This is a genomic window from Micromonospora palomenae (assembly GCF_007829925.1).
GTDB lineage: Bacteria > Actinomycetota > Actinomycetes > Mycobacteriales > Micromonosporaceae > Micromonospora > Micromonospora purpureochromogenes.
Window position 1 is genome coordinate 29,232 of record NZ_VIXA01000006.1, and the last position, 26,245, is coordinate 55,476.

Below are 26,245 nucleotides of genomic sequence, written 5' to 3' on the forward strand. Positions count from 1 at the left end.
ATGAGCGACATGGACCAGACGGAGCGAGGAGGCGGCGTGAACCCGCTGCGCGACGCGCAGGACCGGCGACTGCCCCGGATCCCGGAGCCCTGCGCTCTGGTGATCTTCGGCGTCACCGGTGACCTGGCGCGCAAGAAGTTGCTGCCAGCGGTCTACGACCTGGCCAACCGTGGGCTGCTGCCGCCCGGGTTCGTGGTGCTGGGCTTCGCCCGGCGGGACTGGGGCGACGGCGACTTCGAGTCGCTGGCCCACGACGCGGCCAAGAAGCACGCCCGTACCCCCTGGCGGGAGGAGGTCTGGTCGCGGCTCGCCGGCAACATCAAGTTCGTCGGTGGCTCGTTCGACGACGACTCCGCCTTCGACCACCTCGCCGCCACCCTCGACGAGCTGCGGGACAGCCACGGCATCCACGGCAACGCCGCGTTCTACTTCTCCATCCCGCCGGCGGCCTTCCCGGTGGTGCTCAAGCAGCTGGCCCGCACCGGGATGGCCGACAACGCCAAGTCCGGCGGCTGGCGCCGGGTGGTGGTGGAGAAGCCGTTCGGCAACGACCTCCCGTCGGCCAAGGAGCTCAACGACCTGGTCGACGACGTCTTCACCCGCCAGGACGTCTTCCGGATCGACCACTACCTGGGCAAGGAGACGGTCCAGAACATCCTCGCCCTGCGGTTCGCCAACAACCTGTTCGAGCCGCTCTGGAACTCCAAGTACGTCGACTCGGTGCAGATCACCATGGCCGAGGACGTCGGCATCGGCACCCGGGCCGGCTTCTACGACTCCGTCGGCACCGCCCGGGACGTGCTCCAGAACCACCTCCTCCAACTGCTCGCCCTGGTGGCGATGGAGGAGCCGACCAGCTTCGACGCCGACGAGATCCGGACCGAGAAGCTGAAGGTGCTCAAGGCGATCACCCTGCCCAAGGACATCGCCCAGGGCACCGTGCGCGGGCAGTACCTGCCCGGCTGGGTCGGCGGCGAGCGGGCGCTGGGCTACCTGGAGGAGGAGGGCGTCCCGGAGGACTCGACCACCGAGACGTACGTCGCCGTGGAGCTGGGCATCCAGAACCGCCGCTGGGCGGGGGTGCCGTTCTACATCCGGGCCGGCAAGCGGCTGCCCCGTCGGGTCACCGAGGTGGCGGTCGTGTTCAAGAAGGCGCCGCACCTGCCGTTCAACGCCGCCGACATGGAGTCGCTCGGCCCCAACCAGCTCGTCATCCGGGTGCAGCCGGACGAGGGCGTGGTGCTGAAGTTCGGCTCCAAGGTGCCGGGCACGACCATGGAGGTCCGGGACATCGCAATGGACTTCCAGTACGGCGAGGCGTTCACCGAGTCCAGCCCCGAGGCGTACGAGCGGCTGGTGCTGGACGTGCTGATCGGCGACCGGACGCTCTTCCCGGACGCCGCCGAGGTGGAGCAGAGCTGGCAGGTGGTGGACCCGCTGGAGCACGCCTGGGCGGGCACCAAGCCGGAGCCGTACCGGGCCGGCGAGTGGGGGCCCCGGGCGGCCGACGAAATGCTGGCGCGCGAGGGCCGCGCCTGGCGGCGGGCGTGAGCGCGCGGATGATCGGACACAGCGGCGTGCGCGGGCACAGCCAGCGGACCGGGAGGCTCCAGTGATCGGCCTGTGGGACACCACCGGGAACGAGGTGGTCAAGGCGCTCGCCGCCGAGCGGCGCAGCGCGGGCGGGGTGGCCAGCGGCATGGCGCTGACCCTCATCGTGGTGGTGGACGAGAAGCGGGTCCGCGAGGCGGAGGCGGCGGCGACCATCGCCGCGGCGGCCCACCCGTGCCGGCTGCTGGTGGTCGTGCGCACCGACGTGGAACGGGAGCGCAACCGGCTGGACGCGGAGATCGTCGTCGGCGGGCGGCTCGGCCCGTGCGAGGCGGTGGTGACCCGGATGTACGGCCGGCTGGCCCTGCACGCCGAGTCCGTGGTGATGCCGCTGCTGGTGCCGGACGTACCGGTGGTGACCTGGTGGCACGGCGAGCCGCCGACGGAGATCGCCACCGACTTCCTCGGCGTGGTCGCCGACCGGCGGATCACCGACACCGCGCAGGCGGCCGACCCGATCGACGCGCTGCGCCAGCGGGCCCGGGACTACGCCCCCGGCGACACCGACCTGGCGTGGACCCGGATCACCCCGTGGCGCACCCTGGTCGCCGGGGCGTTCGACACCACCGAGGCCCGGGTCACCGCGGCGACCGTGGTGGCGCCGCGCACCGACCCGACCGCGGCGCTGATGCGCGGCTGGCTGACCGCCCGGCTCGGCATCGACCCGGTGTGGGAGCACACCGACGAGTACCCGCGCATGCGCGAGGTGCAGCTGCGCTGCGCCAACGGCGACGAGCTGACGCTGACCCGCGACGACAACATGGCGGTGTTCCGCCGGACCGGTCAGGAGGACCGGACCCTGCCGCTGGTGCGCCGCCCGCTCGGCGACGAACTGGCCGAGGAGCTGCGCCGGCTCGACGCCGACCAGGTGTACGCCGAGGCGCTGGGCGCGGCGGCCGGCATCTCCGGCCTGGACCAGCGGCCCGCCGGGCGGGTGCACGTCTGGAAGGACCCGGCGACCGCGCAGCGGGCCGAGGCCGGGGTCACCGCCCACGCCGGCACCAGCGCGACCCCCTGACCGCTGCCCCGGGGGGCCGACACGGTCCCCGGGGGCGTGGGAGGGCGCGACGGACGGGCCGACCGGCCCCCGGGCACGACGAACACGGACCGCGCGAGCGCGGTCGGGAGACGAAGGCACAACATGAGTGAGGCGAGTGTCGCCGTACACGCCGATGCCGACCTGCTGGCGCAGGCGGTGGCGGCCCGGCTGGTGGTGAAGCTGCTCGACGCGCAGGCGGACCGGGGTCAGGCGTCGGTGGTGCTGACCGGGGGGCGGATCGCCGCCGCGGTGTACCGGGCGGTGGCCGAGCTGCCGGCCCGGGACGCGGTCGACTGGTCGCGGGTGGACGTCTGGTGGGGCGACGAGCGGTTCCTGCCCGCCGGCGACCCGGAGCGCAACGAGACGCAGGCGCGGGCGGCGCTGCTGGACTCCGTGCCGCTGGACCCGGCCCGGGTGCACCCCATGCCGGCCTCCGACGGCCCGCTGGGCGCCGACCCGGAGGCCGGTGCCGCCGCGTACGCCGAGGAGCTGGCCCGGGCCGCGCGGCCCGGCCACGCCGCGCTCCCCCACTTCGACGTGCTGATGCTCGGCGTCGGCGAAGACGGGCACGTGGCGTCGGTCTTCCCCGAGCACCCGGTGCACTACGACAACCGGCCGGTGAGCGCGGTGCGGGGCAGCCCGAAGCCGCCGCCGCTGCGGACCACGCTCACCCTGCCGGCGATCAACACCGCCGAGGAGGTCTGGCTGGTGGCCAGCGGCGCCGACAAGGCCCGGGCGGTCGGCATGGCGCTGGCCGGGGCGGGCCCGGTGCAACTGCCGGCGGCCGGCGCGCGGGGCGTGTCGCGCACCCTCTGGCTGCTGGACCGGTCGGCGGCGGCCGACGTGCCACCCCGGTCGCGCAGCCTGCGCTGAGCCATCACGACGATGAGCCCCGGCCCCCGGTGGGGGTCGGGGCTCCGGCGTGTCATTCCCGGCCGCGACGGCGGCGCAGCGCGGCGAGGGCCTCGGCCAGGATGGCCGCCCCCTCCTCCTCGCTGCGCCGCTCCTTCACGTACGCCAGGTGGGTCTTGTAGGGCTCGGGACGACTCCGCCCGGGCGGGTTCTCCGCGTCCCGGCCGGCGGGCAGCCCGCAGCGGGGGCAGTCCCACAGCGGGGGCGCCTCGGCGTCCACCGCCATCCTGATCTCGGTGGCGTGCCCGTTGCGGCACCAGTAGGTCACCGCCCGGCGGGGTGCGGGCTCGTAGCGCTCGGCGGGGCGTTCGGGGGCGGACCCGATCCGTGAGCCACGGATGACGTTGCCACTGGGCACGGCTGCTCGCTCCTGTCGTCGGAGGGACCGCCGCTCGGCAGGGGGTGGGCGGCGGCGACGCGCTGCACAACGAACTGCGCGCGGTCCGTAACGGACCGCGCGCAGATTGTACGCCGAGACTCCGACGGGCTCAGGCCCCGGTGTTGAGCTGGAGCCGGAGCCAGAGGCCGAGCCCGACGATGCAGGCGAACCAGATGATGCTCACCAGGACGGTGTAGCGGTCGAGGTTCTTCTCGGCCACCGACGAGCCGGCCAGGCTGGAGCTGACGCCGCCGCCGAACATGCTCGACAGCCCGCCGCCCTTACCCCGGTGCAGCAGGATCAGCATGGTGAGCAGAACGCTCGTGATGACCAGCAACACGATCAACGTGTATGCGAACCAGATCGGCATGGCTGGGGTCAGTCCTCTCGTTACGATCCTCGCCCGGACAGATCGGGCACGGTGGCACCGACCGGTGGACGGGCGGCCTCAAGGATAGCGAGCGATCAGCGGGCGGTGTGCTCCGGGAACCGGCAGATCTTCGCGAACTCCTCGGCGTCCAGGCTGGCACCGCCCACCAGGGCCCCGTCCACGTCCGGCTGGGCCATGATCGCGGCCACGTTCGAGGACTTGACCGACCCGCCGTAGAGGATCCGGACCTGGTCCGCCGTGCCCTGGTCGAAGGTCTCGACCAGCCGCTTGCGCACCTCGCCGCAGACCTCCTGGGCGTCCTCCGGCGTCGCCGTCTTGCCGGTGCCGATCGCCCAGACCGGCTCGTACGCCACGACGACCTTGGCCACCTGCTCGGCGGTGAGCCCGCGCAGGGCGCCGTCGAGCTGGTCGCAGCAGTGCGGCACGTGCCGCAGCTGCTCCCGGATCTCCAGGCCCTCACCGATGCAGAGGATCGGGGTGAGCCCGTTGGCCAGCGCCGCCGCCACCTTGGCGTTGACGATCGCGTCGTCCTCGTAGTGGTAGGCACGCCGCTCGGAGTGCCCCACCACCACGTACGTGCAGCCCAGCTTGGCCAGCATCGGCCCGGCGACGTCCCCGGTGTAGGCGCCCGACTGGTACGGCGACAGGTCCTGCGCGCCGTAGCCGATCAGCAGCTTGTCGCCGTCCACCGCGGTCTGCACGGTGCGCAGGTCGGTGAAGGGCGGCAGGACCACCGTCTCGACCTCGGTGAGCTGCTTCTCGGTGAGGCTCGCGGCCAGCTTCTGCACCAGCAGGTTGGCCTCGAGGTGGTTCAGGTTCATCTTCCAGTTGCCGGCCATCAGCGGCCGGCGGGTGACGCTCGCCATCACTTCTCCAGGGCCGCGATGCCGGGGAGGGTCTTGCCCTCCAGGTATTCCAGGGAGGCGCCACCGCCGGTGGAGATGTGCCCGAAGGACGACTCGTCCAGCCCCAGGGCCCGGACCGCCGCCGCGGAGTCACCGCCACCGACCACGCTGAACGCGTCGGCCTTCGTGATCGCCTCGGCCACCCCGCGGGTGCCGGCGGCGAACGGCGCCATCTCGAACACGCCCATTGGACCGTTCCAGAAGATGGTCTTCGCCTGGGACAGCGCGGCGGCGAAGCCGGCCACCGTCTCCGGGCCGATGTCCAGCCCGAGCCGGTGGCTCGGGATGCCGTCGGCGCGCACCGTGTCGTGCGCGGCGTCCGGGGCGAAGGCGTCCGCGGCCACCACGTCGACCGGGAGCATGATCTTGCCGCCGGACCGCTCCAGGAGGTTGCGGCAGGTCTCGACCATCTCCTTCTCCAGCAGCGAGGTGCCCACCTCGTGGCCCTGGGCCTTGAGGAAGGTGAAGCACATCCCGCCGCCGATGAGCAGCCGGTCCACCGTCGGCAGCAGCGCCTCGATGACCGCCAGCTTGTCGGAGACCTTGGAGCCGCCGAGCACCACCACGTACGGGCGCTCCGGCTGACCGGTCAGCTTGGAGAGCACCTCCACCTCGCGCAGCACCAGCCGGCCGGCGGCGTGCGGCAGCCGGGCGGGCACGTCGTACACGCTGGCGTGCTTGCGGTGCACCGCGCCGAACGCGTCGTCGACGTACGCGTCGCCGAACGCGGCGAGCTGATCGGCGAACGCGCCCCGCTCGGCGTCGTCCTTGCTGGTCTCCCCCTTGTTGAACCGGAGGTTCTCCAGCAGGGCGACCTGGCCGTCGGCCAGCGCGTCCACGGTGGAGCGGGCCGAGTCGCCGACGGTGTCCTCGGCGAAGTGCACCGGCGCGTCGAGCAGCTCGCCGAGGCGACCGGCGACCGGGCGGAGGCTGAACTGCGGGTCCGGCGCGCCCTTCGGGCGGCCCAGGTGCGAGCAGACGACCACCTTGGCGCCGGCGGAGACCAGCGCGCTCAGGGTCGGCAGGACCGCGCGGATGCGGCCGTCGTCGGTGATCTCACCGGTCTGCTTGTCGAGCGGGACGTTCAGGTCGGCGCGCACCAGCACGCGCCGACCCGACACCCCCTCGGCGAGCAGGTCGTCGAGGTTGCGGATGCTCACAGCGAGGAACCCACCAGCTTGACCAGGTCCACGAGGCGGTTGGAGTAGCCCCACTCGTTGTCGTACCAGCCGACGACCTTGACCTGGTTGCCGACGACCTTGGTCAGCGGCGCGTCGAAGATGCAGGACGCCGGGTCGGTGACGATGTCCGAGGAGACGATCGGGTCCTCGTTGTAGACCAAGATGCCCTTGAGCGGGCCGTCGGCGGCGGCCTTCATCGCGGCGTTGACCTCGTCCACCGTGGTCTCCCGGCCGACGTTGACGGTCAGGTCGGTGGTGGAGCCGGTCGGGATCGGCACCCGCAGCGCGTAGCCGTCCAGCTTGCCCTTCAGCTCCGGCAGCACCAGGCCGATCGCCTTGGCGGCGCCGGTCGAGGTCGGGACGATGTTCAGCGCGGCGGCCCGGGCCCGGCGCAGGTCCTTGTGCGGCGCGTCCTGCAGGTTCTGGTCCTGCGTGTACGCGTGGATGGTGGTCATCAGACCGTGCTGGACGCCGAACGTGTCGTGCAGGACCTTCGCCATCGGGGCGAGGCAGTTGGTGGTGCAGGACGCGTTGGAGATGATGGTGTGCTTGGCCGGGTCGTACTGGTCCTGGTTGACGCCCATCACCACCGTGACGTCCTCGTTCTTCGCCGGCGCGGAGATGATGACCTTCTTGGCCCCGCCGTCGATGTGCGCCTTGGCCTTGGTGGCGTCGGTGAAGAAGCCGGTGGACTCGATGACCACGTCCGCGCCGACGTCGCCCCACGGCAGCTTCGCCGGGTCCTTCTCGGCGTACGCCTTGATGGTCTTGCCGCCCACGGTGATCTCGTCGGCGGTCGCCTTCACCTCGTGCGGGAGGCGGCCCAGGATGCTGTCGTACTTGACAAGGTGGGCGAGCGTCGCGTTGTCGGTCAGGTCGTTGACCGCCACAACCTCGATGTCAGCGCCGGACGCCAGCACTGCCCGGAAGAAGTTACGGCCGATCCGGCCGAAGCCGTTGATGCCAACCCGGATGGTCACAGGTCCCATCTCCTCGCGTTCTGGTCCGCCGGCGTCAGACCCGGGCCGGCGGAGGTGTGTGCGCCGACCGTTGGAGCCGGCCGTTGACGGTTCATCTCGGCCACCCCGCCGCGGTCCGTGAAGACCTGACCGCCCGAGGCGGTGAGCACGGCGAGGAGTGCCTGTGCCGGCCCCCTTGCCGTACGCAGCGACCTTATCCGAGCGTGTGGCGTCACGCTGCGGCGGGTGGTGATCCCGCTCGCATCGTGGAGCCCCACCGTCCTATCAGACCACGAGCATGTCGGGCGTGACGGCCGCTTCCGTATCCGGGATGCCCAGGTCGCGGGCCCGCTTGTCGGCCAGCGCCAGCAGCCGGCGGATCCGGCCGGCGATGGCGTCCTTGGTCAGCGGCGGGTCGGCCAGCGCGCCCAGCTCCTCCAGCGAGGCCTGCCGGTGCTCCAGGCGCAGCCGCCCGGCCGAGGTCAGGTGGTTCGGCGCGTCCTCGGCCAGGATCTCCAGCGCCCGGGTCACCCGGGCGGCGGCGGCCACCGCGGCGCGGGCCGAGCGGCGCAGGTTGGCGTCGTCGAAGTTGGCCAGCCGGTTGGCGGTGGCCCGGACCTCGCGGCGCACCCGGCGCTCCTCCCAGGCCAGCACGCTGGAGTGCGCCCCGATCCGGGTGAGCAGCGCGGCGATCGCGTCACCGTCCTTGACCACCACCCGGTCCACCCCGCGCACCTCGCGGTTCTTGGCGGTGATGCCGATCCGGCGGGCCGCGCCGACCAGGGCCAGCGCCGACTCCGGCCCCGGGCAGGTGATCTCCAGCGCGCTGGAGCGACCGGGCTCGGTCAGCGAGCCGTGCGCCATGAACGCGCCCCGCCAGGCGGAGACCGCGCAGCAGACGTTGGCCGCCACCACGTGCGGCGGCAGGCCGCGCACCGGGCGGCCGCGCACGTCGAGCAGGCCGGTCTGCCGGGCCAGCGCCTCGCCGTCCTTGACCACCCGGACGATGAAGTGGCTGCCCTTGCGCAACCCGCCGGAGGCGAGCACGTGGATCTCGCTCGGATAGCCGTACACCTCGGCGATCTCCCGGCGCAGCCGCCGGGCCACCGCCCCGGTGTCCAGTTCGGCCTCCACCACCACGCGACCGGAGACGATGTGCAGCCCGCCGGCGAAGCGCAGCAGTGCGGCCATCTCCGCCCGCCGGCAGCAGGGCTTGGGCACGTCGACCCGACTCAGCTCGTCCTTGACCGCAGCCGTCATCGCCATTCTGCGCCCCTCCACGGACCGGTACCGGCGTGTCGCCGGTGATTACGTACGTGCTTAACGATCGGCGCCCAGGACAGGCACCAACGCGGCGCCCAGGGCGGCCGGATCATGACGGGGAGAGCCGTCGGTGACGGCGACAGGGGCGAGGACCAGCCGGGCACCCAGCGATTCTGCCGCACGTCCGGCCGGTTCGGGATCACCCACCGCCTTCGAATCGGCCAGCACGAAGTCCACGGTGAGCTGCGGAAGGTACGAGTGCAGGGCGGCCAGGTGGTCGGCGACGGAGAGGCCGAGGGTCTCTTTCTCGGCCGCCAAGTTGAGAGTGACCAGCCGTCGGGCCCGGCTCGCGACGATCGCGGCGGCCAGCCCCGGCACCAGCAGGTGCGGCAGCACGCTGGTGTACCAGCTGCCCGGCCCGAAGATCAGCCAGTCGGCCTCGCCCACCGCGGCGACCGCCTCGGCGCACGCGTCCGGCGCGGTCGGGGTGAGCCGCAGCGACTCCACCCGGCCGGTGGTCACCGCCACCTGGTGCTGGCCGCGCACCGTGCGTACCTCGTCGGGGCGGGCCGGGTCGGCGCCGCGCACCCGCGCCTCGATCCCCACCGGCTGGCGGGACATCGGCAGCACCCGGCCCACCGCGCCGAGCATCGCCCCGGCGTGCTCCAGCGCGGCCACCGGGTCGCCGAGCTGCTCCATCAGGCCGCAGAGCACCAGGTTGCCCACCGCGTGCCCGGCCAGGCCGTCGCCGGAGTCGCCGGCGAAGCGGTGCTGGAAGAGCCCGGCGCTGCGCCGGGTGGCGGGGTGGTCGCCGGCCAGCGCGACCAGGGCCTGCCGCAGGTCGCCCGGGGGCAACCCGCCGCGCTCGGCGCGCAGCCGGCCGCTGGAGCCGCCGTCGTCGCCGACGGTGACCACGGCGGTGATGTCCAGGTCGAGGTCGCCGGCGCAGTGGCGCAGCGCGCGCAGCGAGGCGGAGAGCCCGTGCCCCCCGCCGAAGGCGACCACCTTCGCCGCCGTCATTCCCGCCCCAGGTCCCGGTGCTGAGCGTTGGCGGCCAGACCCGACTGGCGCAGCCGGCCGGACAACTCCTCCGCGATGGCCACGCTGCGGTGCTTGCCACCGGTGCAACCGACGGCCACGGTCAGGTAGCGCTTGCCCTCCCGCTCGAAGCCGGCGGTGGTGGCGTTGACCAGGTCGGCGTACGCGGCGACGAACGCGTCCGCGCCCTCCTGGCCCAGCACGTACGCGCTGACCGCCTCCTCCCGCCCGGTGTGCTCGCGCAGCTCCGGCACCCAGTACGGGTTCGGCAGGAACCGGGCGTCGAGCACGAAGTCGGCGTCGGGCGGCAGGCCGTACTTGAAGCCGAAGGAGATCACGGTGACCCGCAGCCGGCGGGCGTCCTCGCCGCCGAAGAGCTCCTCGATGCGCCGCCGCAGCTGGTTGACGTTGAGGTGGCTAGTGTCGATGATCACGTCGGCCTGGTCGCGGGCCTCCTCCAGCAGGCCGCGCTCCACGGCGATGCCGTCGGCCAGCCGCCCCTCGCCCTGCAACGGGTGCGAGCGCCGGACGCTCTCGAACCGGCGGATCAGCACCTCGTCGTCGGCGTCGACGAAGACCACCCGGGGCGAGAAGCCCCGGTCCCGCAGCTCGCGGATCGCCCCGGCGAGATCGGTGGAGAAGGCGCGCGAGCGCACGTCGAGCACCATCGCGGTACGCCGGGCCGCGCCGCCGGCCTTGACCGCCAGCTCGGCCATGTCCAGCATCAGCGCCTGGGGCAGGTTGTCCACCACGTAGTAGCCGACGTTCTCCAGCGCCCGGGCGACCGTGCTCCGGCCGCCACCGGACAGCCCGGTGACCACCACCAGCGTGGTGTCCGCCTCCGCCGTCGCCGCGCCGCCGTCCGGGGCGTACCCGTCGGTCGTCCGCACCTCGCTCACCCACTACCCCCCAGCCGTGCCGCGTCCGGTTCGTCCCGGACACGCATGGTCGATCAGCGACTCTATCCCGCCGGGCGGCGTCGATCGGTTCCCGCCCGTCCGACCGGTGCCGGTGTCGGCACGGCGGCCTTTTCAGGAAGCGGCGGCGGCGGAGCGGGTATTCCCGCGCGGGTCGGCGGCGGCGGGTTGTCGGCGTCGGCTCGTAGACTCCGCGGATGACCTCCCCCACCGACCTGCGCACCGAGGACGCGCTGCGGGTGCTCCGCCGGGTCTTCGGCTACGACGCCTTCCGCGGCTTCCAGCGGGAGGTCATCGACCACGTGGTGGCCGGCGGCGACGCGCTGGTGCTGATGCCCACCGGCGGCGGCAAGTCGCTGTGCTACCAGATCCCCGCCCTGGTCCGCGAGGGCGTCGCGGTGGTCGTCTCCCCGTTGATCGCGCTGATGCAGGACCAGGTCGACGCGCTGACCGCCGTCGGCGTCCGGGCCGGCTTCCTCAACTCGACGCAGGACCTGGAGGCCCGCCGCCAGGTGGAGAAGGCCTTCCTCGCCGGCGAGCTGGACCTGCTCTATCTCGCCCCGGAGGCGCTCGGCTCCCGGGCCACCCTCGGGCTGCTCGACCGGGGCCGGATCGCCCTGTTCGCGATCGACGAGGCGCACTGCGTCTCGCAGTGGGGGCACGACTTCCGCCCCGACTACCTGGCCCTGTCGATGCTGCACGAGCGGTGGCCGACGGTGCCCCGGATCGCGCTCACCGCCACCGCGACCAGCGCCACCCGCGCCGAGATCGCCAGCCGGCTCAAGCTGACCGACGCCCGGCACTTCGTGGCCAGCTTCGACCGGCCCAACATCCAGTACCGGATCGTGCCGAAGAAGGAGCCGCGCAAGCAGCTGCTCGCCCTGCTGCGCGACGAACATCCCGGCGACGCCGGCATCGTCTACTGCCTGTCCCGCGCCTCGGTGGAGAAGACCGCCGAGTTCCTGGTCGCCAACGGGGTCGCCGCGCTGCCGTACCACGCCGGCCTGGACGCGGCCACCCGCGCCGCCAACCAGCAGCGCTTCCTGCGCGAGGACGGCCTGGTCATGGTGGCGACGATCGCGTTCGGGATGGGCATCGACAAACCCGACGTCCGGTTCGTCGCCCACCTCGACCTGCCGAAGTCGGTGGAGGGCTACTACCAGGAGACCGGCCGCGCCGGGCGGGACGGCCTACCGTCCACCGCCTGGCTGGCGTACGGCCTCCAGGACGTGGTGCAGCAGCGCAAGATGATCGAGACGTCGGAGGGCGACCTCGCGCACCGGCGCAACCTCGCCACCCACCTCGACGCGATGCTGGCCCTCTGCGAGACGGTCCGCTGCCGCCGGGTGCAGTTGCTCGAATACTTCGGCCAGAGCGGGGCGGCCGGCTGCGGCAACTGCGACACCTGCCTCACCCCGCCGGAGACCTGGGACGGCACGGTGCCGGCGCAGAAGCTGCTCTCCACCGTCTTCCGGCTGGACCGGGAGCGCAACCAGCGCTTCGGCGCCGGGCACTGCGTCGACATCCTGCTCGGCAAGCAGACCGACAAGATCACCCAGCACGGCCACGACTCGCTGAGCACCTTCGGCATCGGCGCCGAACTGCGGGAGGCCGAGTGGCGCGGGGTGGTCCGGCAACTGCTCGCCGAGGGACTGCTCGCCGTCGAGGGCGACTACGGCACCCTGGCCCTCACCGAGGCCAGCGCGGAGGTGCTGGGCCGCCGCCGCACGGTGACCATGCGCCGGGAGCCGGAACGGCCGGCGTCCGGCCGGTCCGCGAAGCCCCGGGGCGCGGCCACCGTCGTCGCCGACCTCACCCCGGAGGCGGCCCCGGTCTTCGAACGGCTGCGCGCCTGGCGGGCCGCCACCGCCAAGGAGCAGGGCGTACCGGCGTACGTGATCTTCCACGACGCCACGCTGCGACAGATCGCCACCGAGGCGCCCACCTCGCTGGCCGGGCTCTCCCAGATCAACGGCGTCGGCGAGAACAAGCTGGCCAAGTACGGCGAGGGCATCCTCGCCGTACTCGCGGAGGGCTGACCCCAGGTACGACGAAAGGGCCGGCCCCGGGTGGGGCCGGCCCTTGTCGGTGGTGCGGTGGGTCAGGAGGCGGTGGAGTAGCCGCGGGTGGCGATCCAGTCGGCGAGGTTGTCGATGCTCATCCGGTAGGAGGCCTGGTCGGGGTTGGCCGAGTCGGCGATGGTGACGGTCTTGCCGCCGTCGCGGTAGCCGATGACGCTGATGTAGTGCCCGCCTTCGAAGGAGTGGGTGGTGCCGTCGGTGTCGGTGGCGGTGCCGGCGATGTTGGCGACCACGGCCCGGCCGTCGTCGATGGTGCGGATGACGTCGGCGCGCAGCTTGTCGGTCTGCTTGCGGTCGGCCTTGCTGTCGCGGATCTCGACCGAGCGGTAGACCTTCTTGCCGGTCTCCTTGTTCAGTACCGGGGTGATGTCGTTGATGCTGTTGGTGCCGGCCTCGGTGGTGCCCATTTCCTTGGCCACGGCGTCGACGTCGATGTCCTTGCCCTGCACGGACAGGGCGTTGCGGGTGGCCGAGGGGCCGCAGTAGTAGAAGTTCGGCTGGGCCTCGTAGCGCACGTTGAGCTCCCGCTCGCCGTGCGGCTTACGGTCGTTGCCCCGGTCGGTCTGCATCGAGGCGGTGGCGCCCTGGGTGGGGGCGGCGTGCGCGGCGAGGGCCGGGCCGGCGATCCCACCGGCGGTCGCGGCGATGCCGGCAGCGGTCAGAACGGTCTTGCGGATCAGATCGGTACGCATGAGGGTGCACCTTTCGATCGGGGGACACGCACACACCGCCGGGGGACGGCTGCGCGTGAAAGGAAGTCAAAGAAGGGGGATGCCCGGCGGCCGCACAAAGGGGCTCTGCTCGGGTGTCCGGGGGGATGTAACCAGCCCGGCGGGCTGCGCATTCCACAGGCCCGAGGCCCATGGTGCCGGGGGATGTAACCAACCGGTGCGGGCCGGCATTCCACCGGGCCTGACTTGCCGGTTCACCGTCCGGCCGGGGGGCCAAGCGCCGTATGCCATGTACAACGACCCCGCCCCGCCGACCATTCCACCACCCGGCCTGCCCCGACCACCCGACACCGCAGGGCAAACCCGACATTCAGGCACGCGAGCGCCCCCCGAATCCGGACATCCGGCGCCGATCCGGAGGAGCGGGTGACGACCTCGCTCGAGGTGTCGGCCGGTCGGCTACCCGCTCGGCTGCCGCACCGGGACCGGTCCAGCGCGGGCCGGTGAGCCGGTTCCGGCGTGTCCCGGCGCGGAGGCATGCCCGCGACGAGCGTGATACCTCTGAGGTATCAAAATGCCTCAGAGGTATCACGCTCACCGGACAGCTTCCCCTCCAACAGTCGCCTGCCGGAGGGGCCACCGGCGCCGCACGGCTGGACCCGACCACCGGGCCGCCGGTCCGGGACCGCCGGTCGCGCCACCCGGGCCCACGCATGCCCACAAGCCGGCATCCACGCCAGTCGGGACGGCCCGCCTCAGACGGCCATGGGCCGACAGGAAGCTGACGGATGGTCAGCGACCAGGACCCGCCTTGGTGCCCTCGTCCAGGGCGGCCAGAATCGCCTCGGCGGTCCGCTTCCCCACCCCGGGCACCTCGGTGATCTCCTCCACGGTCGCGGCAGAGAGCCGCTTGAGCGAGCCGAAGTGCCGCAGCAGCGCCTTGCGGCGTACCTCGCCGAGGCCGGGGACGTTGTCCAGGGCGGATTCGGTCATCCGCTTGGAGCGGCGCTGCCGGTGGAAGGTGATGGCGAAGCGGTGCGCCTCGTCGCGGACCCGTTGCAGCAGGTAGAGCCCCTCGGAGGTGCGCGGGAGGATGACCGGGAACTCGTCGTCGGGCAGCCAGACCTCCTCCAGCCGCTTGGCCAGGCCGCAGAGCGCCACGTCGTCGATGCCCAGCTCGGCCAGCGCCTGGGCGGCCGCCGCCACCTGCGGTGCGCCGCCGTCGACCACCACCAGCTGCGGCGGGTACGCGAACCGGCGCGGGCGCCCGGTGGTCGGGTCGATGCCGGGCCGGTCCGGGTCGGAGGCGGTCTCCTCGCCGATCTCGCCGCTCTCGGCCCGGGCGTCGAGGTAGCGGGCGAAGCGGCGGCGCAGCACCTCGGACATCGCGGAGAGGTCGTCGGTGGCGCCCCGGACGATGAAGTGGCGGTACTCGCTCTTGCGGGGCAGCCCGTCCTCGAAGACGACCATGCTGGCCACCACGTCGGTGCCCTGGATCTGCGAGACGTCGAAGCACTCGATGCGCAGCGGGGACGTCCGCATGCCGAGCGCCTCGCTGATCTCGTCGAGCGCCTTGCCGCGGGTGGTCAGGTCGCCGGCCCGGCGCAGCTTGTGCCGGGCGAGCGCGTCCTTCGCGTTGCGCTCGACCGTCTCCATGAGCGACCTCTTGTCGCCGCGCTGGGGCACCCGCAGCGACACCCGGCTGCCCCGGTGGCTGGAAAGCCAGTCGGCCAGCGCGTCGGCGTCGGCGGGCAGCTCGGGGACCAGCAACTCGCGGGGCACGTCCGCCTCGCCGTGCTCGCCGCCGTACACCTGGGTGCAGAAGTGGTGCACCAGGTCGCCGGTGCTCAGCTCCTCGGTCTTCTCCACCACCCAGCCGCGCTGGCCGCGCACCCGCCCGTCGCGGACGTGGAAGACCTGCACGGCGGCTTCCAGCGGGTCGTCGGCGAAGGCCACCACGTCGGCGTCGGTGCCGTCGCCGAGCACCACGGTCTGCTTCTCCATGGCCCGGCGCAGCGCTGCGACGTCGTCGCGCAGCCGCGCGGCCCGCTCGAACTCCAGCTGCTCGCTGGCCTCGGTCATCTCCCGTTCCAGCTTGCGGACCATGGTGTCGGTGCGGCCGGCCATGAAGTCGCAGAAGCCGTTGACGATGTCGCGGTGCTCGTCGGCGGAGACGCTGCCGACGCAGGGCGCGGAGCACTTGCCGATGTACCCCAGCAGGCAGGGCCGGCCCACCTGACCGGCCCGCTTGAACACGCCCGAGGAGCAGGTCCGCGCCGGGAAGACGCGCAGCAGCAGGTCGAGGGTCTCGCGGATCGCCCAGGCGTGCGAGTACGGCCCGAAGTAGCGCACCCCCTTGCGCTTGGCGCCGCGCATCACCTGCAGGCGGGGGTACTCCTCGTCGAGGGTGACCGCCAGGTATGGGTACGACTTGTCGTCGCGGTAGCGGACGTTGAACCGGGGGTCGTACTGCTTGATCCAGGTGAACTCCTGCTGGAGCGCCTCGACCTCGGTGGCGACGGTGATCCAGTCCACCGACTCGGCGGTGAAGACCATCTGCCGGGTGCGCTGGTGCAGGTTGACCGGGTCGGCGAAGTACGAGTTGAGCCGGCTGCGCAGGCTCCTCGCCTTGCCGACGTAGATCACCCGGCCGGTGCCGTCACGGAAGCGGTAGACCCCCGGTGACTCCGGGATGGTGCCGGGTGCGGGACGGTAGGTCGAGGGGTCAGCCACTCGTCAAGACTAATCCGCACCCCCGACACGCTCCCCCGACCCGCGGGGACGCTCCCCGCCGCCCGGCCGGTGGATCATGAGGCCGGCGTGGCCGACCTCATGATCACGCAGGCCCGGTGCCGGCGCCGGCGGTTCAGGCCAGGCTGATCTGGTCGCCCTGCACCTTGAGCGGCTTCGCCGCGAGCGGCTTGGTGGCCGGGCCCTGCTTCACCGAGCCGTCGGTGATGGAGAACTTGCTGTTGTGGCAGGTGCAGTTGATGGTGCCGCCGTCGACGTTCGACACCGGGCAGCCCTGGTGGGTGCAGATCGGGTCGAAGCCCTTGAACTGCCCCGGCTCCGGCTGGGTGATCACCACGCCCTGGGCGGCGTAGACCTGCCCCCCACCGACCGGGATGTCGCTGGTCGTCGCCAGCGAGGACGAGCCCTCGCGGTCGCCGCCCTCCGCGTCGCCGGCGGTGGCGCCCGGTCCGCCGCTGGTCGGCGCGGTCGTCCCGTCCCCGGAGTCGTCGCCTCCGCAGGCGGTCAGGAGGACCGACGCCCCCACCGCGCCGGCGCCGGCGAGCAGGGCTCGCCGCGTCTGCGTACCGGGTCCGGTCAACACCTGGTCGTCACTCATCTCCGGCCTTCCTCTCGACTGCCGCCGCCGGTCGTCGACCTCGCGGCCTCACCTCGGCACACGCAACACTGTGCCCGACGGTTCAATCCGGTCGACCCGCGGCTCGCCGGGGAACGGGACGGGGCGGGCCGGTTTCCCGACCCGCCCCGCCGTACCGTCGCTCAGCGCGCCGCGGCCGGCACCTTCCGGGTACGCGACTTCGTGGCGCTGCCGTTGGCCTTGGCCGCCCGGCTGGTCGCCGCCTTGGCGCCCTTGGCCGCGCCGTCGAGCTTGAGCACCTGGCGCAGGAACTGACCGGTATGGCTCTCGGCCACCTCGGCGACCTCCTCCGGGGTGCCGGTGGCCAGCACCGTGCCGCCCCGGTGGCCGCCCTCCGGACCCATGTCGATCAGCCAGTCGGCCGTCTTGATCACGTCGAGGTTGTGCTCGATGGTGATCACCGTGTTGCCCTTGTCGACCAGGCCCTCCAGCACCATCAGCAGCTTGCGGATGTCCTCGAAGTGCAGGCCGGTGGTCGGCTCGTCGAGCACGTAGACCGTCCGCCCGGTGGAACGCTTCTGCAGCTCGGAGGCGAGCTTGACCCGCTGCGCCTCGCCGCCGGAGAGCGTCGGCGCCGGCTGGCCGAGCCGGACGTAGCCCAGGCCGACGTCGACCAGCGTCTTGAGGTGCCGGTGGATGGCCGGGATGGCGGAGAAGAACTCCGCCGCCTCCTCAATCGGCATCTCCAGCACGTCGGAGACGGTCTTGCCCTTGTAGTGCACCTCCAGCGTCTCCCGGTTGTACCGGGCGCCCTTGCAGACCTCGCAGGGGACGTAGACGTCCGGCAGGAAGTTCATCTCGATCTTGATGGTGCCGTCGCCGGAGCACGCCTCGCAGCGGCCGCCCTTGACGTTGAACGAGAACCGGCCCGGGCCGTACCCCCGGACCTTGGCCTCGGTGGTCTCGGCGAAGAGCTTGCGGACGTGGTCCCAGACGCCGGTGTAGGTGGCCGGGTTGGAGCGCGGCGTCCGGCCGATCGGCGACTGGTCGACGCCGACGACCTTGTCCACGTGCTCCAGGCCGCTGACCCGGGTGTGCCGGCCCGGCACCAGCCGGGCGCCGTTGATCTGGTTGGCCAGCACCGCGTAGAGGATGTCGTTGACCAGCGTCGACTTGCCGGAGCCGCTGACCCCGGTGACCGCGATGAGCTGGCCCAGCGGGAAGGAGACGGTGAGGTTGCGCAGGTTGTGCTCCCGCGCGCCGTGCACCACCAGCTCCCGCTCCGGGGTCTGCGGGCGGCGCTGCCGGGGCGTCGGGATCGACCTGCGCCCGGACAGGTACGCCCCGGTGACCGAGTCCGGGTTCTCCAGCAGCGCCGGCACCGAGCCGCTGTGCACGATCTCGCCGCCGTGCTCGCCGGCGCCCGGGCCGATGTCGACGATCCAGTCGGCGACCCGGATGGTGTCCTCGTCGTGCTCCACCACGATCAGCGTGTTGCCCAGGCCGCGCAGCCGCAGCAGCGTCTCGATCAGCCGATGGTTGTCCCGCTGGTGCAGGCCGATGGAGGGCTCGTCGAGCACGTAGAGCACGCCGACCAGGCCGGAGCCGATCTGGGTGGCGAGCCGGATGCGCTGCGCCTCGCCGCCGGAGAGAGTGCCGGCCGGGCGGTCCAGGGAGAGGTAGTCCAGACCGACGTCGAGCAGGAACTTCAGCCGGGCGTTGATCTCCTTGAGCACCCGCTCGGCGATCATCTTCTGCCGGTCGGTCAGCTCGATGCCGGCCAGCAGCTCGGCCGCCTCACCGACGGACAGGTTGCAGACCTCGGCGATGCTCTTGCCGGCCAGGGTGACCGCGAGCACCTCGGGCTTGAGCCGGGCGCCGCCGCAGGCCGCGCAGGGCACGTCCCGCATGTAGCCCTCGTACTTGTCCCGCGACCACTCCGACTCGGTGTCGGTGTGCCGGCGCTCGATCCACTGCACCACGCCCTCGAAGCCGGTGTAGTAGGAGCGCTCGCGGCCGTACTTGTTGCGGTAGCGCACGTGCACCTGGTCGTCGGAGCCGTGCAGGATCGTCTTCTGCGCCCGCGACGGCAGCGCCCGCCAGGGCGTGTCGATGTCGAAGTGCTGGCTCTCGCCGAGCGCCTCCAGCAGGCGGAGGAAGTATTCGAGGTTGTGCCCGGTGGCCCAGGGCTGGATCGCGCCCTCGCGCAGGGTGCGCTCCGGGTCGGGGACGACCAGCTCGGGGTCGACCTCCTTCTTGGTGCCCAGGCCGGTGCACTCCGGGCAGGCGCCGTACGGCGCGTTGAAGGAGAAGACCCGGGGCTCCAGGTCCTCGATCGCCAGCGGGTGGTCGTTGGGGCAGGCCAGGTGCTCGGAGTAGCGGCGCTCCCGGTCGGGGTCGTCCTCGGCCAGGTCGACGAAGTCGAGCAGCACCAGCCCGCCGGAGAGGCCGAGGGCGGCCTCGACCGAGTCGGTGAGCCGCTGCTTGGCGCTCGACTTGACGCTGAGCCGGTCGATCACCACCTCGATGGTGTGCTTCTCCTGCTTCTTGAGCTTGGGCGGCTCGGTCAGCGGGTGCACCACGCCGTCGACCCGGGCCCGGGCGTACCCCTTGGCCTGGAGCTCGGCGAAGAGGTCGACGTACTCGCCCTTGCGGCCGCGCACCACCGGCGCGAGCACCATGAAGCGGGTGCCCTCGGCCATGCCGAGGACCCGGTCGACGATCTGCTGCGGGGTCTGCCGGGAGATCCGCTCCCCGCAGACCGGGCAGTGCGGCTCGCCGATGCGGGCGAAGAGCAGCCGGAGGTAGTCGTAGACCTCGGTGATGGTGCCGACGGTGGAGCGGGGGTTGCGCGAGGTCGACTTCTGGTCGATGGAAACCGCCGGGCTCAGGCCCTCGATGAAGTCGACGTCGGGCTTGTCCATCTGGCCGAGGAACTGCCGGGCGTACGACGACAGCGACTCGACGTACCGGCGCTGGCCCTCGGCGAAGATGGTGTCGAAGGCCAGGCTCGACTTGCCGGAGCCGGAGAGCCCGGTGAAGACGATCAGGGCGTCCCGGGGCAGGTCGAGACTGACGTCACGCAGGTTGTGCTCGCGCGCGCCACGGATGATCAGTCGGTCGGCCACTGTCCGTGTACTCCCGGGGTGAAGAAAGTGAGGCGGATCTGTCCGCTCGGAGCGTGATCTGAGCGGTTTACGGGCGCAGAAATGACGCCTCGGCAACTCTAGCCCCGAGGTACGACAACTTTCCGCGCCCGCACATTCCCCCAGCTCACGCCGGTCGGGCCGGGGTGGCCCACGCCGGTGCGGGGTTCAGAATCCGCCCGGTGACGCCGGCGGTGCCGGACGCACCGTCCGCCGGCGGCCACCCCGCCACCCGCCGCGCCGCTCGGCCGCCAGCCGGGTCTCCCGGCGGCGACTCTCGTACGCCACCTCCCGCTGCAACCGGCGCCAACTCTCCCAGCGCCGCGCGGGCAGTTCCCCGGTCTCCAGCGCCTCCCGCACCGCACAGGCCGGCTCGGCCTCGTGCCCGCAGTCGGCGTACCGGCAGCCGGTGGCCAGCTCGGCGATGTCGGCGAAGGCACGGTCCAGCCCGGCGGTGCCGTCCAGCAGGCCCACCGCCCGTACCCCCGGGGTGTCCAGCACCGCGCCGCCGCCCGGAACCGGCACCAGCGCCCGCCAGGTGGTGGTGTGCCGGCCCTTGCCGTCCACCCGGCGGATCGCCTGGGTCGGCATGACCGCGGCCCCGGCCAGCGCGTTGACCAGGCTCGACTTGCCGGCCCCGGAGGGACCGAGCAGGCCGAGCGTCAGCCCGGGGGCGACGAGCGGACGCAGCAGCTCCAGCCCGGTGCCGCGCTCGGCGCTGACCGGCAGCACCGGCACCCCCGGCGCCACGACGGCGAGCTGCCGGGCCACGGCCGCCGGATCGGCGGCCAGGTCGACCTTGGTGAGCACGACCACGGGCCGCGCCCCGGACTCGTGGGCCAGGGAGAGCAGCCGCTCGATGCGGGCGACGTCCGGTTCCGGGTGCACCGGCTCGACGACCGCGGCGGCGTCGAGGTTGGCGGCGAGTACCTGCCCGCTGGCGTCCTTGCCGGCGGTCCGGCGCACCAGCGCGGTGCGGCGCGGCAGCACCGTCTCGACGGTGACCGGGCCGTCCGGCCAGGTGGCGAGGAGCACCCAGTCGCCGGCGCAGGGCAGTGCGGTCAGGTCGCGGGCCGCGGCGGCGAGCACCGCCGGGCCGAGGCTGGCGCGGACGGGTCCGTCCGCGCAGAGCACGGTGCAGACCCCGCGGTCGACCCGGGCCACCCGGCCCGGTCGGCGGTCGGGGCGCCGTCGTGCGTACGCCGCCCGGTCGGCGTCGAAGCCGAGGGCGGTCAGATCGATGGTCATGGCATCCTCATCGGAGTCGGAACTGGTCGTGGTGGTACACGCGTGCTGCTACCGGCATGGCCACCACCTCTCCTCCGATGTCCGGGTGCCGCGTTCGATGCCGACGGTAGGTGCCGCGGCGACGCGCCGAAAGCGATTTCCCCGGCGACGGGCCCGTCCGGTACCGCTAGGGTCGATGCGTGACCACTGATCCGCTTCTGCTGACCGGTGAGGTGGACGACGCCACGGCCCGGCTCCTGCGCGCCGCGGCCGCTCTCGACGACGCGGACGTCGCGGCGCCCTCGCTGTTGCCCGGCTGGACCCGCGGGCACGTCCTGGCGCACCTCGCCCGCAACGCCGACGGCTTCGTCAACCTGCTGACCGCCGCCCGTACCGGCGAACCCATCCCGATGTACGCCAGCCCGGAGGCCCGCGCCGCCGACATCGAGGCCGGCGCGGGCCGGCCGCCGGCGGCCCACCTGGACGACCTGCGCCACTCCGCCGAGCGGTTCGCCGAGGCGGTCGCGGCCATGCCTGTCGAGGCGTGGTCGGCCACGGTGCAGACCCGGCGCGGCCCCTGGAAGGCCGCGATGCTGGTCTGGGGGCGGCTGCGCGAGATCGAGGTGCACCACGTGGACCTCGACGTGGGTTACCGGGCGGCCGACTGGCCGGCGGCGTTCGCCCACCACCTGCTGCACGAGGTGGGCGGCGGCCTGGCCGCCCGCACCGACGTCCCGGCGATGGTGCTGCGCTTCGACGGCAGCCGACACGAGCTGGTCGTCGGTGAACGTGAGGCCGCGCCGCTGGTCAGCGGCCCGGTCGCCGAGCTGGCCGCCTGGTTGATCGGGCGCAGCCGCGGCGAGGCGCTGACCGTCACCCCCGACGGACCCCTGCCGACTCCCCCGGAATGGATATAGACACGTCATGAGCTACACCGGAGACGTCACCGCCGGCGGCCCGCCCGCCGTGCGGGAGCTCGACCGGCTCACCGTCACGAAGCTGTCGGTGGGCCCGATGGACAACAACGCGTACCTGCTGCGCTGCAAGGGCACCGGCGAGCAGGTGCTCGTCGACGCGGCGAACGAGGCCCCGCGGCTGCTCGACCTCATCGGCGACGGCGGGTTGGCCGCGGTGGTCACCACACACCGGCACATGGACCACTGGGTCGCGCTGGAGGAGGTCGTCGCGAAGACCGGCGCCCGCGCCCTGGTGCACGCCGACGACGCCGAGGGCCTGCCGATCGAGGCGGAACGACTCGCCGACGGCGACACCGTGCCGGTCGGCGACTGCGCCATGGAGGTCATCCACGTCCGGGGGCACACGCCGGGTTCCATCGCCCTGCTCTACCGCGACCCGGCCGGCACCCCGCACCTGTTCACGGGGGACAGCCTTTTTCCGGGCGGGGTGGGCAACACCGACCAGGATCCGGAGCGCTTCGGCCGGCTCATCGACGACGTGGAGCAGAAGCTCTTCGACCGGCTGCCGGACGAGACCTGGTTCTACCCGGGGCACGGCAAGGACAGCACCCTCGGGGCGGAGCGCCCGTCGCTGCCGCAGTGGCGGGCCCGCGGCTGGTGAGGCGTCCGGCGTCGGTCAGCTCGGCTGGCCGGCGCCGGTCAGGGCGCGCAGCCGGCGCCGGGTGCCCAGCAGCACCACGCCGGCCAGCGCCAGGCCGACCGCCATGGTGACCAGCATCGGGCTGCCCTCCCCCGGCAGCAGCCCGGCCAGCGACCGGGACGCGGTGCCCAGCGCCAGGTAGAGGCCGGCCCAGAGCGCGGCGCCCGCCGTCGCGCAGGCCACGAACCTCCGGTACGACATCCGCAGCCCGCCCGCGGCCAGCGGCAGCAGCGCGTTGAACACCGGCAGGAAGGGCGCGATGAGCACCATCCGCCCGCCGCCGGAGCGCAGGATCCCCTCGGCCGCCGCCCAGCGGGCCTCGCCGATCCAGCCGCCGACCCGGCTGTGCCGCAGCCGCTCGCCGTACACCCGGCCGGCGAGGAAGCTCAGCGACCAGCCGGCGACGCAGCCCGCCACCACCGCGGCGACGGTGGCCGCGCCGGTCGCCGGGCGGCCCACCCCCACCGCCGCGAGAATCGCGACGTCGCCGGGGACCAGCACCCCGAGCAGTGGTACGGCGTCGGCGAGCATGACCAGCCCCAGCGCCCCCATCAGCAGGGTGGTGGGCAACTCCCCGACCTGGGCCAACGTATCCAGCATGGCCATGACGCTATGGGCTGCGGGCGGCCGGCACATCGGGTTCGGTCCCCCACCCCGCCCTGAACCCCGGCTCGGGGTCACCCTGAGCCGGCCGTCGGGTCAGCGCGGCCGGAGCACCTGCACCCGGCGTACCGGCGAGTCGACGTACGGCTCGGTGGTGGGCACCGGATAGCTGGCCACGACCTCCAGGGCCTCGGCCGGCAGGTGCCCCCGGTCGGGGTCGCCGACCAGCACGACCGCCCCGGCGGCGGCGGCCCGGTGCAGGAACGGCAGCACCCGCCCGGCCAGCCCCGCGTCGTAGAACACGTCGCCGGCGAGCAGCAGGTCCACCCCGGTACCGTCGCCGTCGAGCAGGTCGCCCTCCGTGGCCGTGACCGCCACCCCGTTGGCCCGGGCGTTGACCGTCACCGCCGCCACCGCCCACGGATCGACGTCGTTGGCGACGACCTCGGACGCGCCGGCCAGCGCGGCGGCGATGGCCACCAGACCGGAGCCGGCGGCCAGGTCGAGCACCCGACGCCCGGCGGCCAGCTCGGGGTGGTCGAGCAGGTACCGGGCGAGCCCCTGCCCGCCGGGCCAGGCCGACGCCCAGTACGGCGGCGGGAGGGTACGGCCGGCCGCCGCCTCCATCCGGGCCCACCAGACGATGGCGTCCTCGGCGAGGTGCAGCCACACCTCCGGCACGAACGGCGTGGGCACCAGCCGCAGCCGGTCCAGCCCGTCGCCCGGCGCGCCGATTTCGCGCGTCAGGACGCTCAACGCCGCCGTACTGGGTCCGCCCACCGGTCGAGCATGCCGGAGCCGACCGGGCATCGCGCGGCTTTCGCGTCCGACTCGCGATTTTTCCGTTTGCCGCCTTGCGGCACTTCAGCCAGCGAACGACCGTTCCGCCGGTTACCCTCGGGGAGATACAGGGCGATCATCCGTCGACACGCGGGTGCTCACCCGTCTTGAACAGGGAGAGATGCATGGCAACCGGCACGGTCAAGTGGTTCAACTCGGAAAAGGGCTTCGGCTTCATCGAGCAGGACGGCGGAGGCCCGGACGTCTTCGTCCACTACTCGGCCATCGCCTCCAGCGGCTACCGCGAACTGAACGAGGGCCAGAAGGTCGAGTTCGAGGTGACCCAGGGGCAGAAGGGTCCGCAGGCGGACAACGTCCGTCCGCTGTAGTTCCGTGCCGGTGGCGGCGGTCGGGGTCGGCCGCCGCCACTGCGCGTCCCCCCGGACCGGTCCGACGCGGCCGGCCGGTGTCCGGCCTGCTCAAGCGACCATGCGTCGGGCGAGTTCGTCGGCGACCTGTTTGGCGATGGTCGGCGGGATCGCCGCGGCGATCTTCTCCGGCGTGAGGCCGGCCAGGACACCCTGGACGATCGCCGCCTCGTCGGTGAAGTCCTTGTTGGCGAGCACGGTCAGCGCCGTCTGCAGCGCGGTGAGTTGCGCGCCGAGCGACTTCAGGGTCGGGTGCTGGACGACGAACGCGGGGTCCGTGTGGTCCTCGCCCAACGCCATCCGGGTGTAGATCTGGCCAACCGGGTTACGTCCGTCCAGGACGGTCAGGTTGCGGTGGACGGTCTGCAGCCAGTTGTGCTCTTCGGGGGTCATGTCGTCGTCCTCCAGGAGTCCGATGGTGGTGAGATAGCGCCGGAACAGCGGCCGCTGGTCCCGGTTCGCCTTCGTGGAGTCGCGGAAGTAGCTGAAGTGGGTGTGGTACAGGTGCGAGTCGTCGCCGCTGCTGCGCCTGCCCAGCCGGTCCCACCGGCGGACGACCCTCCCATCCGGTGAGTAGATGATCTCGCGCAGGTCGCGGCTGTCCGGCGTGTTCGCCACGCACTGGGCGACACACCAGGTAGAGAACGTGTGCAGGTTGTGCGTCCGGCCGCCGGAGCGGACCTCGAAGATGCCGACGTCCATCGCGGAGGCGTACAGGGTGAGCCCGGTCGAGTCCCGGGTGGACTCGACCACCGAGTAGTCGTTGGTCACCACCCGGTCGGAGCCGCAGTGGTAGCCGCCACGATGTGCGGGATCGCCGACGATGCCGACCTCACCGGGTTCGAGGTCGTCGTCGCGAGACGTGTCGGGGTCGATGTTGAGGTTGTCGAGCAACAGGCGGCGGGCGGCCAGCAGATTGGCCGGAGCCGTTGTCATGGGATCCCCCTTCCGTAGGGTCAGGGGCCGGGCACGACAGTGACACCGCGTGGCGGTGTACGGATGCGGGAGCGAGCCCGACCAGGAGATGCACTTCGTCGGGCGTTGGCTGAACGATAACCGGACGAACGGACAAACGGCCAGCTCAAATGGCTTCTCTTCAGATGAAACGAAGCTGTGAGCCGGCTGGGACCACCCGCCGCAGCACGCCGCGCCACCCGCGCCGCCGGCCAGGATGGACTGAAGTCCACAACGGAGAGTGACCGCTAAGCCGGACGGCGTATGCGCGCAGCCTTTGGCCGAAAGGCCTCGCTCAGATGCCGGCTCAGCTCGTCGGGCGGCGCGCCGACTCGGCCCGGACGGCGTCCCGGTGCGCCCGCATCGAGTCGACCATCGTCGCCATGAAACGGTGCACGATCTCCAGTTCCTCGTCGCTGAAGCGGGCCATCACCTCGTCGGTGCGCCGGCCGAGCGGGCCGAAGAAACTCATCGCCAGCGCGGCGCCCTGGTCGGCGTAGTGCAGGAAGACCTTGCGCCGATCGGCCGTGTCCCGGTCGCGGCGGATGTGCCCGGCCCGCTCCAACCGGTCGATCAGGGCGGTCACCGAGCCGGAGGAGAGGTTGAGCTGCTCCCCCAGCCGCCCGGGGGTGATCGGGTCGCCGGTCAGTTCCGCGTCCATGACGGCGATCAGGGCGTGCAGGTCGGTGGGGTTGAGCCCGTGCAGGCCGGCGAAGGCGTGCCCGATGTGCTGCGCGTCCACCGAGTACCGCCGCAGGTTGTTGGTGATCTCGGCGACCATCTGACTGCGTCGGTCGTCCCGCCGTCGATACATG

At 72.6% G+C, this 26,245-nt stretch carries 24 protein-coding genes; 7 read left to right on the top strand and 17 right to left on the bottom strand.

Going from position 1 to position 26,245, the window contains the following annotated elements:
• Positions 1–9: 9 nt before the first annotated feature.
• The 3 genes from zwf (at position 10) to pgl (ending at position 3,523) form a co-directional block, all read left to right on the top strand.
• Positions 10–1,551, top strand: coding sequence for a glucose-6-phosphate dehydrogenase (gene zwf, locus FHX75_RS28945; protein ID WP_154943646.1), 1,542 nt, complete (start codon positions 10–12; stop codon positions 1,549–1,551).
• 61 nt (positions 1,552–1,612) lie between these two features.
• Positions 1,613–2,629: a glucose-6-phosphate dehydrogenase assembly protein OpcA gene (locus FHX75_RS28950; RefSeq protein ID WP_154943648.1), complete on the top strand. Its 1,017-nt coding sequence runs from the start codon at positions 1,613–1,615 to the stop codon at positions 2,627–2,629.
• 123 nt (positions 2,630–2,752) lie between these two features.
• The gene (gene pgl, locus FHX75_RS28955) at positions 2,753–3,523 is read left to right on the top strand and encodes a 6-phosphogluconolactonase (RefSeq protein WP_154943650.1); all 771 of its coding nucleotides are present in this window, start codon (positions 2,753–2,755) and stop codon (positions 3,521–3,523) included.
• 52 nt (positions 3,524–3,575) lie between these two features.
• Here pgl and FHX75_RS28960 read toward each other — a convergent pair whose 3' ends face one another.
• The 8 genes from FHX75_RS28960 to rapZ all read right to left on the bottom strand — a co-directional run bounded on the left by FHX75_RS28960 (position 3,576) and on the right by rapZ (position 10,577).
• Positions 3,576–3,920 carry an RNA polymerase-binding protein RbpA gene (locus FHX75_RS28960; RefSeq protein ID WP_154943652.1) on the bottom strand — a complete coding sequence of 115 codons (345 nt, stop codon included), beginning with the start codon at positions 3,918–3,920 and terminating at the stop codon, positions 3,576–3,578.
• A 130-nt stretch (positions 3,921–4,050) separates the two neighbouring features.
• Positions 4,051–4,311 carry a preprotein translocase subunit SecG gene (gene secG / locus FHX75_RS28965; RefSeq protein ID WP_154943654.1) on the bottom strand — a complete coding sequence of 87 codons (261 nt, stop codon included), beginning with the start codon at positions 4,309–4,311 and terminating at the stop codon, positions 4,051–4,053.
• A 95-nt stretch (positions 4,312–4,406) separates the two neighbouring features.
• A complete protein-coding gene (tpiA, locus tag FHX75_RS28970; protein WP_154943656.1) occupies positions 4,407–5,198 on the bottom strand; it encodes a triose-phosphate isomerase in 792 nt (263 codons plus the stop codon).
• Positions 5,198–6,397, bottom strand: coding sequence for a phosphoglycerate kinase (locus FHX75_RS28975; protein WP_154943658.1), 1,200 nt, complete (start codon positions 6,395–6,397; stop codon positions 5,198–5,200). Before FHX75_RS28975 ends, tpiA begins: the two co-directional genes overlap by 1 nt.
• Complete coding sequence (gene gap / locus FHX75_RS28980; protein ID WP_154943660.1) at positions 6,394–7,398, bottom strand: type I glyceraldehyde-3-phosphate dehydrogenase; 1,005 nt, start codon at positions 7,396–7,398, stop codon at positions 6,394–6,396. The genes FHX75_RS28975 and gap overlap by 4 nt, the downstream gene beginning before the upstream one ends.
• A gap of 264 nt (positions 7,399–7,662) precedes the next feature.
• Positions 7,663–8,643: a DNA-binding protein WhiA gene (gene whiA / locus FHX75_RS28985; protein ID WP_088999356.1), complete on the bottom strand. Its 981-nt coding sequence runs from the start codon at positions 8,641–8,643 to the stop codon at positions 7,663–7,665.
• 54 nt (positions 8,644–8,697) lie between these two features.
• Positions 8,698–9,660: a gluconeogenesis factor YvcK family protein gene (locus FHX75_RS28990; RefSeq protein ID WP_154943662.1), complete on the bottom strand. Its 963-nt coding sequence runs from the start codon at positions 9,658–9,660 to the stop codon at positions 8,698–8,700.
• Entirely contained in the window at positions 9,657–10,577 is a 921-nt protein-coding gene (gene rapZ / locus FHX75_RS28995) for an RNase adapter RapZ (protein WP_425463544.1), read from the bottom strand. Before rapZ ends, FHX75_RS28990 begins: the two co-directional genes overlap by 4 nt.
• Positions 10,578–10,792: 215 nt before the next feature.
• On the opposite strand from rapZ, the gene recQ reads away from it, so the two are divergent.
• Entirely contained in the window at positions 10,793–12,634 is a 1,842-nt protein-coding gene (gene recQ / locus FHX75_RS29000) for a DNA helicase RecQ (RefSeq protein ID WP_154943664.1), read from the top strand.
• Positions 12,635–12,696: 62 nt separating this feature from the next.
• Here the strand turns inward: recQ and FHX75_RS29005 are convergent, their stop codons facing one another.
• The 5 genes from FHX75_RS29005 to rsgA form a co-directional block, all read right to left on the bottom strand.
• Entirely contained in the window at positions 12,697–13,368 is a 672-nt protein-coding gene (locus FHX75_RS29005; RefSeq protein ID WP_154936060.1) for a C39 family peptidase, read from the bottom strand.
• A gap of 771 nt (positions 13,369–14,139) precedes the next feature.
• Positions 14,140–16,080: an excinuclease ABC subunit UvrC gene (gene uvrC, locus FHX75_RS29010; protein ID WP_154943666.1), complete on the bottom strand. Its 1,941-nt coding sequence runs from the start codon at positions 16,078–16,080 to the stop codon at positions 14,140–14,142.
• Between the two features lie 133 nt (positions 16,081–16,213).
• Positions 16,214–16,696, bottom strand: a complete 483-nt coding sequence (locus tag FHX75_RS29015) for a Rieske (2Fe-2S) protein (protein WP_154943669.1) — start codon at positions 16,694–16,696, stop codon at positions 16,214–16,216.
• A gap of 161 nt (positions 16,697–16,857) precedes the next feature.
• Complete coding sequence (gene uvrA, locus FHX75_RS29020; protein WP_154943671.1) at positions 16,858–19,803, bottom strand: excinuclease ABC subunit UvrA; 2,946 nt, start codon at positions 19,801–19,803, stop codon at positions 16,858–16,860.
• A gap of 186 nt (positions 19,804–19,989) precedes the next feature.
• Positions 19,990–21,069 (bottom strand): ribosome small subunit-dependent GTPase A, encoded by a 1,080-nt coding sequence (gene rsgA / locus FHX75_RS29025; protein ID WP_154943673.1) that lies wholly within the window; start codon positions 21,067–21,069, stop codon positions 19,990–19,992.
• 179 nt (positions 21,070–21,248) lie between these two features.
• Here rsgA and FHX75_RS29030 point away from each other — a divergent pair, with 179 nt between their 5' ends.
• Positions 21,249–21,965, top strand: coding sequence for a maleylpyruvate isomerase family mycothiol-dependent enzyme (locus FHX75_RS29030; RefSeq protein ID WP_154943675.1), 717 nt, complete (start codon positions 21,249–21,251; stop codon positions 21,963–21,965).
• A gap of 7 nt (positions 21,966–21,972) precedes the next feature.
• Positions 21,973–22,626 (top strand): MBL fold metallo-hydrolase, encoded by a 654-nt coding sequence (locus tag FHX75_RS29035; RefSeq protein WP_154943677.1) that lies wholly within the window; start codon positions 21,973–21,975, stop codon positions 22,624–22,626.
• A gap of 15 nt (positions 22,627–22,641) precedes the next feature.
• Here the strand turns inward: FHX75_RS29035 and FHX75_RS29040 are convergent, their stop codons facing one another.
• Together FHX75_RS29040 and FHX75_RS29045 are read right to left on the bottom strand one after the other, a co-directional pair.
• Positions 22,642–23,265, bottom strand: coding sequence for a DedA family protein (locus tag FHX75_RS29040; protein ID WP_154943679.1), 624 nt, complete (start codon positions 23,263–23,265; stop codon positions 22,642–22,644).
• Positions 23,266–23,364: 99 nt separating this feature from the next.
• Positions 23,365–24,078 (bottom strand): class I SAM-dependent methyltransferase, encoded by a 714-nt coding sequence (locus FHX75_RS29045; protein WP_154943681.1) that lies wholly within the window; start codon positions 24,076–24,078, stop codon positions 23,365–23,367.
• Between the two features lie 155 nt (positions 24,079–24,233).
• Here FHX75_RS29045 and FHX75_RS29050 point away from each other — a divergent pair, with 155 nt between their 5' ends.
• Entirely contained in the window at positions 24,234–24,437 is a 204-nt protein-coding gene (locus tag FHX75_RS29050) for a cold-shock protein (RefSeq protein ID WP_088961229.1), read from the top strand.
• Positions 24,438–24,527: 90 nt separating this feature from the next.
• Here the strand turns inward: FHX75_RS29050 and FHX75_RS29055 are convergent, their stop codons facing one another.
• Positions 24,528–25,412: a hypothetical protein gene (locus FHX75_RS29055; RefSeq protein ID WP_154943683.1), complete on the bottom strand. Its 885-nt coding sequence runs from the start codon at positions 25,410–25,412 to the stop codon at positions 24,528–24,530.
• Between the two features lie 325 nt (positions 25,413–25,737).
• The gene (locus tag FHX75_RS29060; RefSeq protein ID WP_154943931.1) at positions 25,738–26,244 is read right to left on the bottom strand and encodes a MarR family winged helix-turn-helix transcriptional regulator; all 507 of its coding nucleotides are present in this window, start codon (positions 26,242–26,244) and stop codon (positions 25,738–25,740) included.
• Position 26,245: the final 1 nt, after the last annotated feature.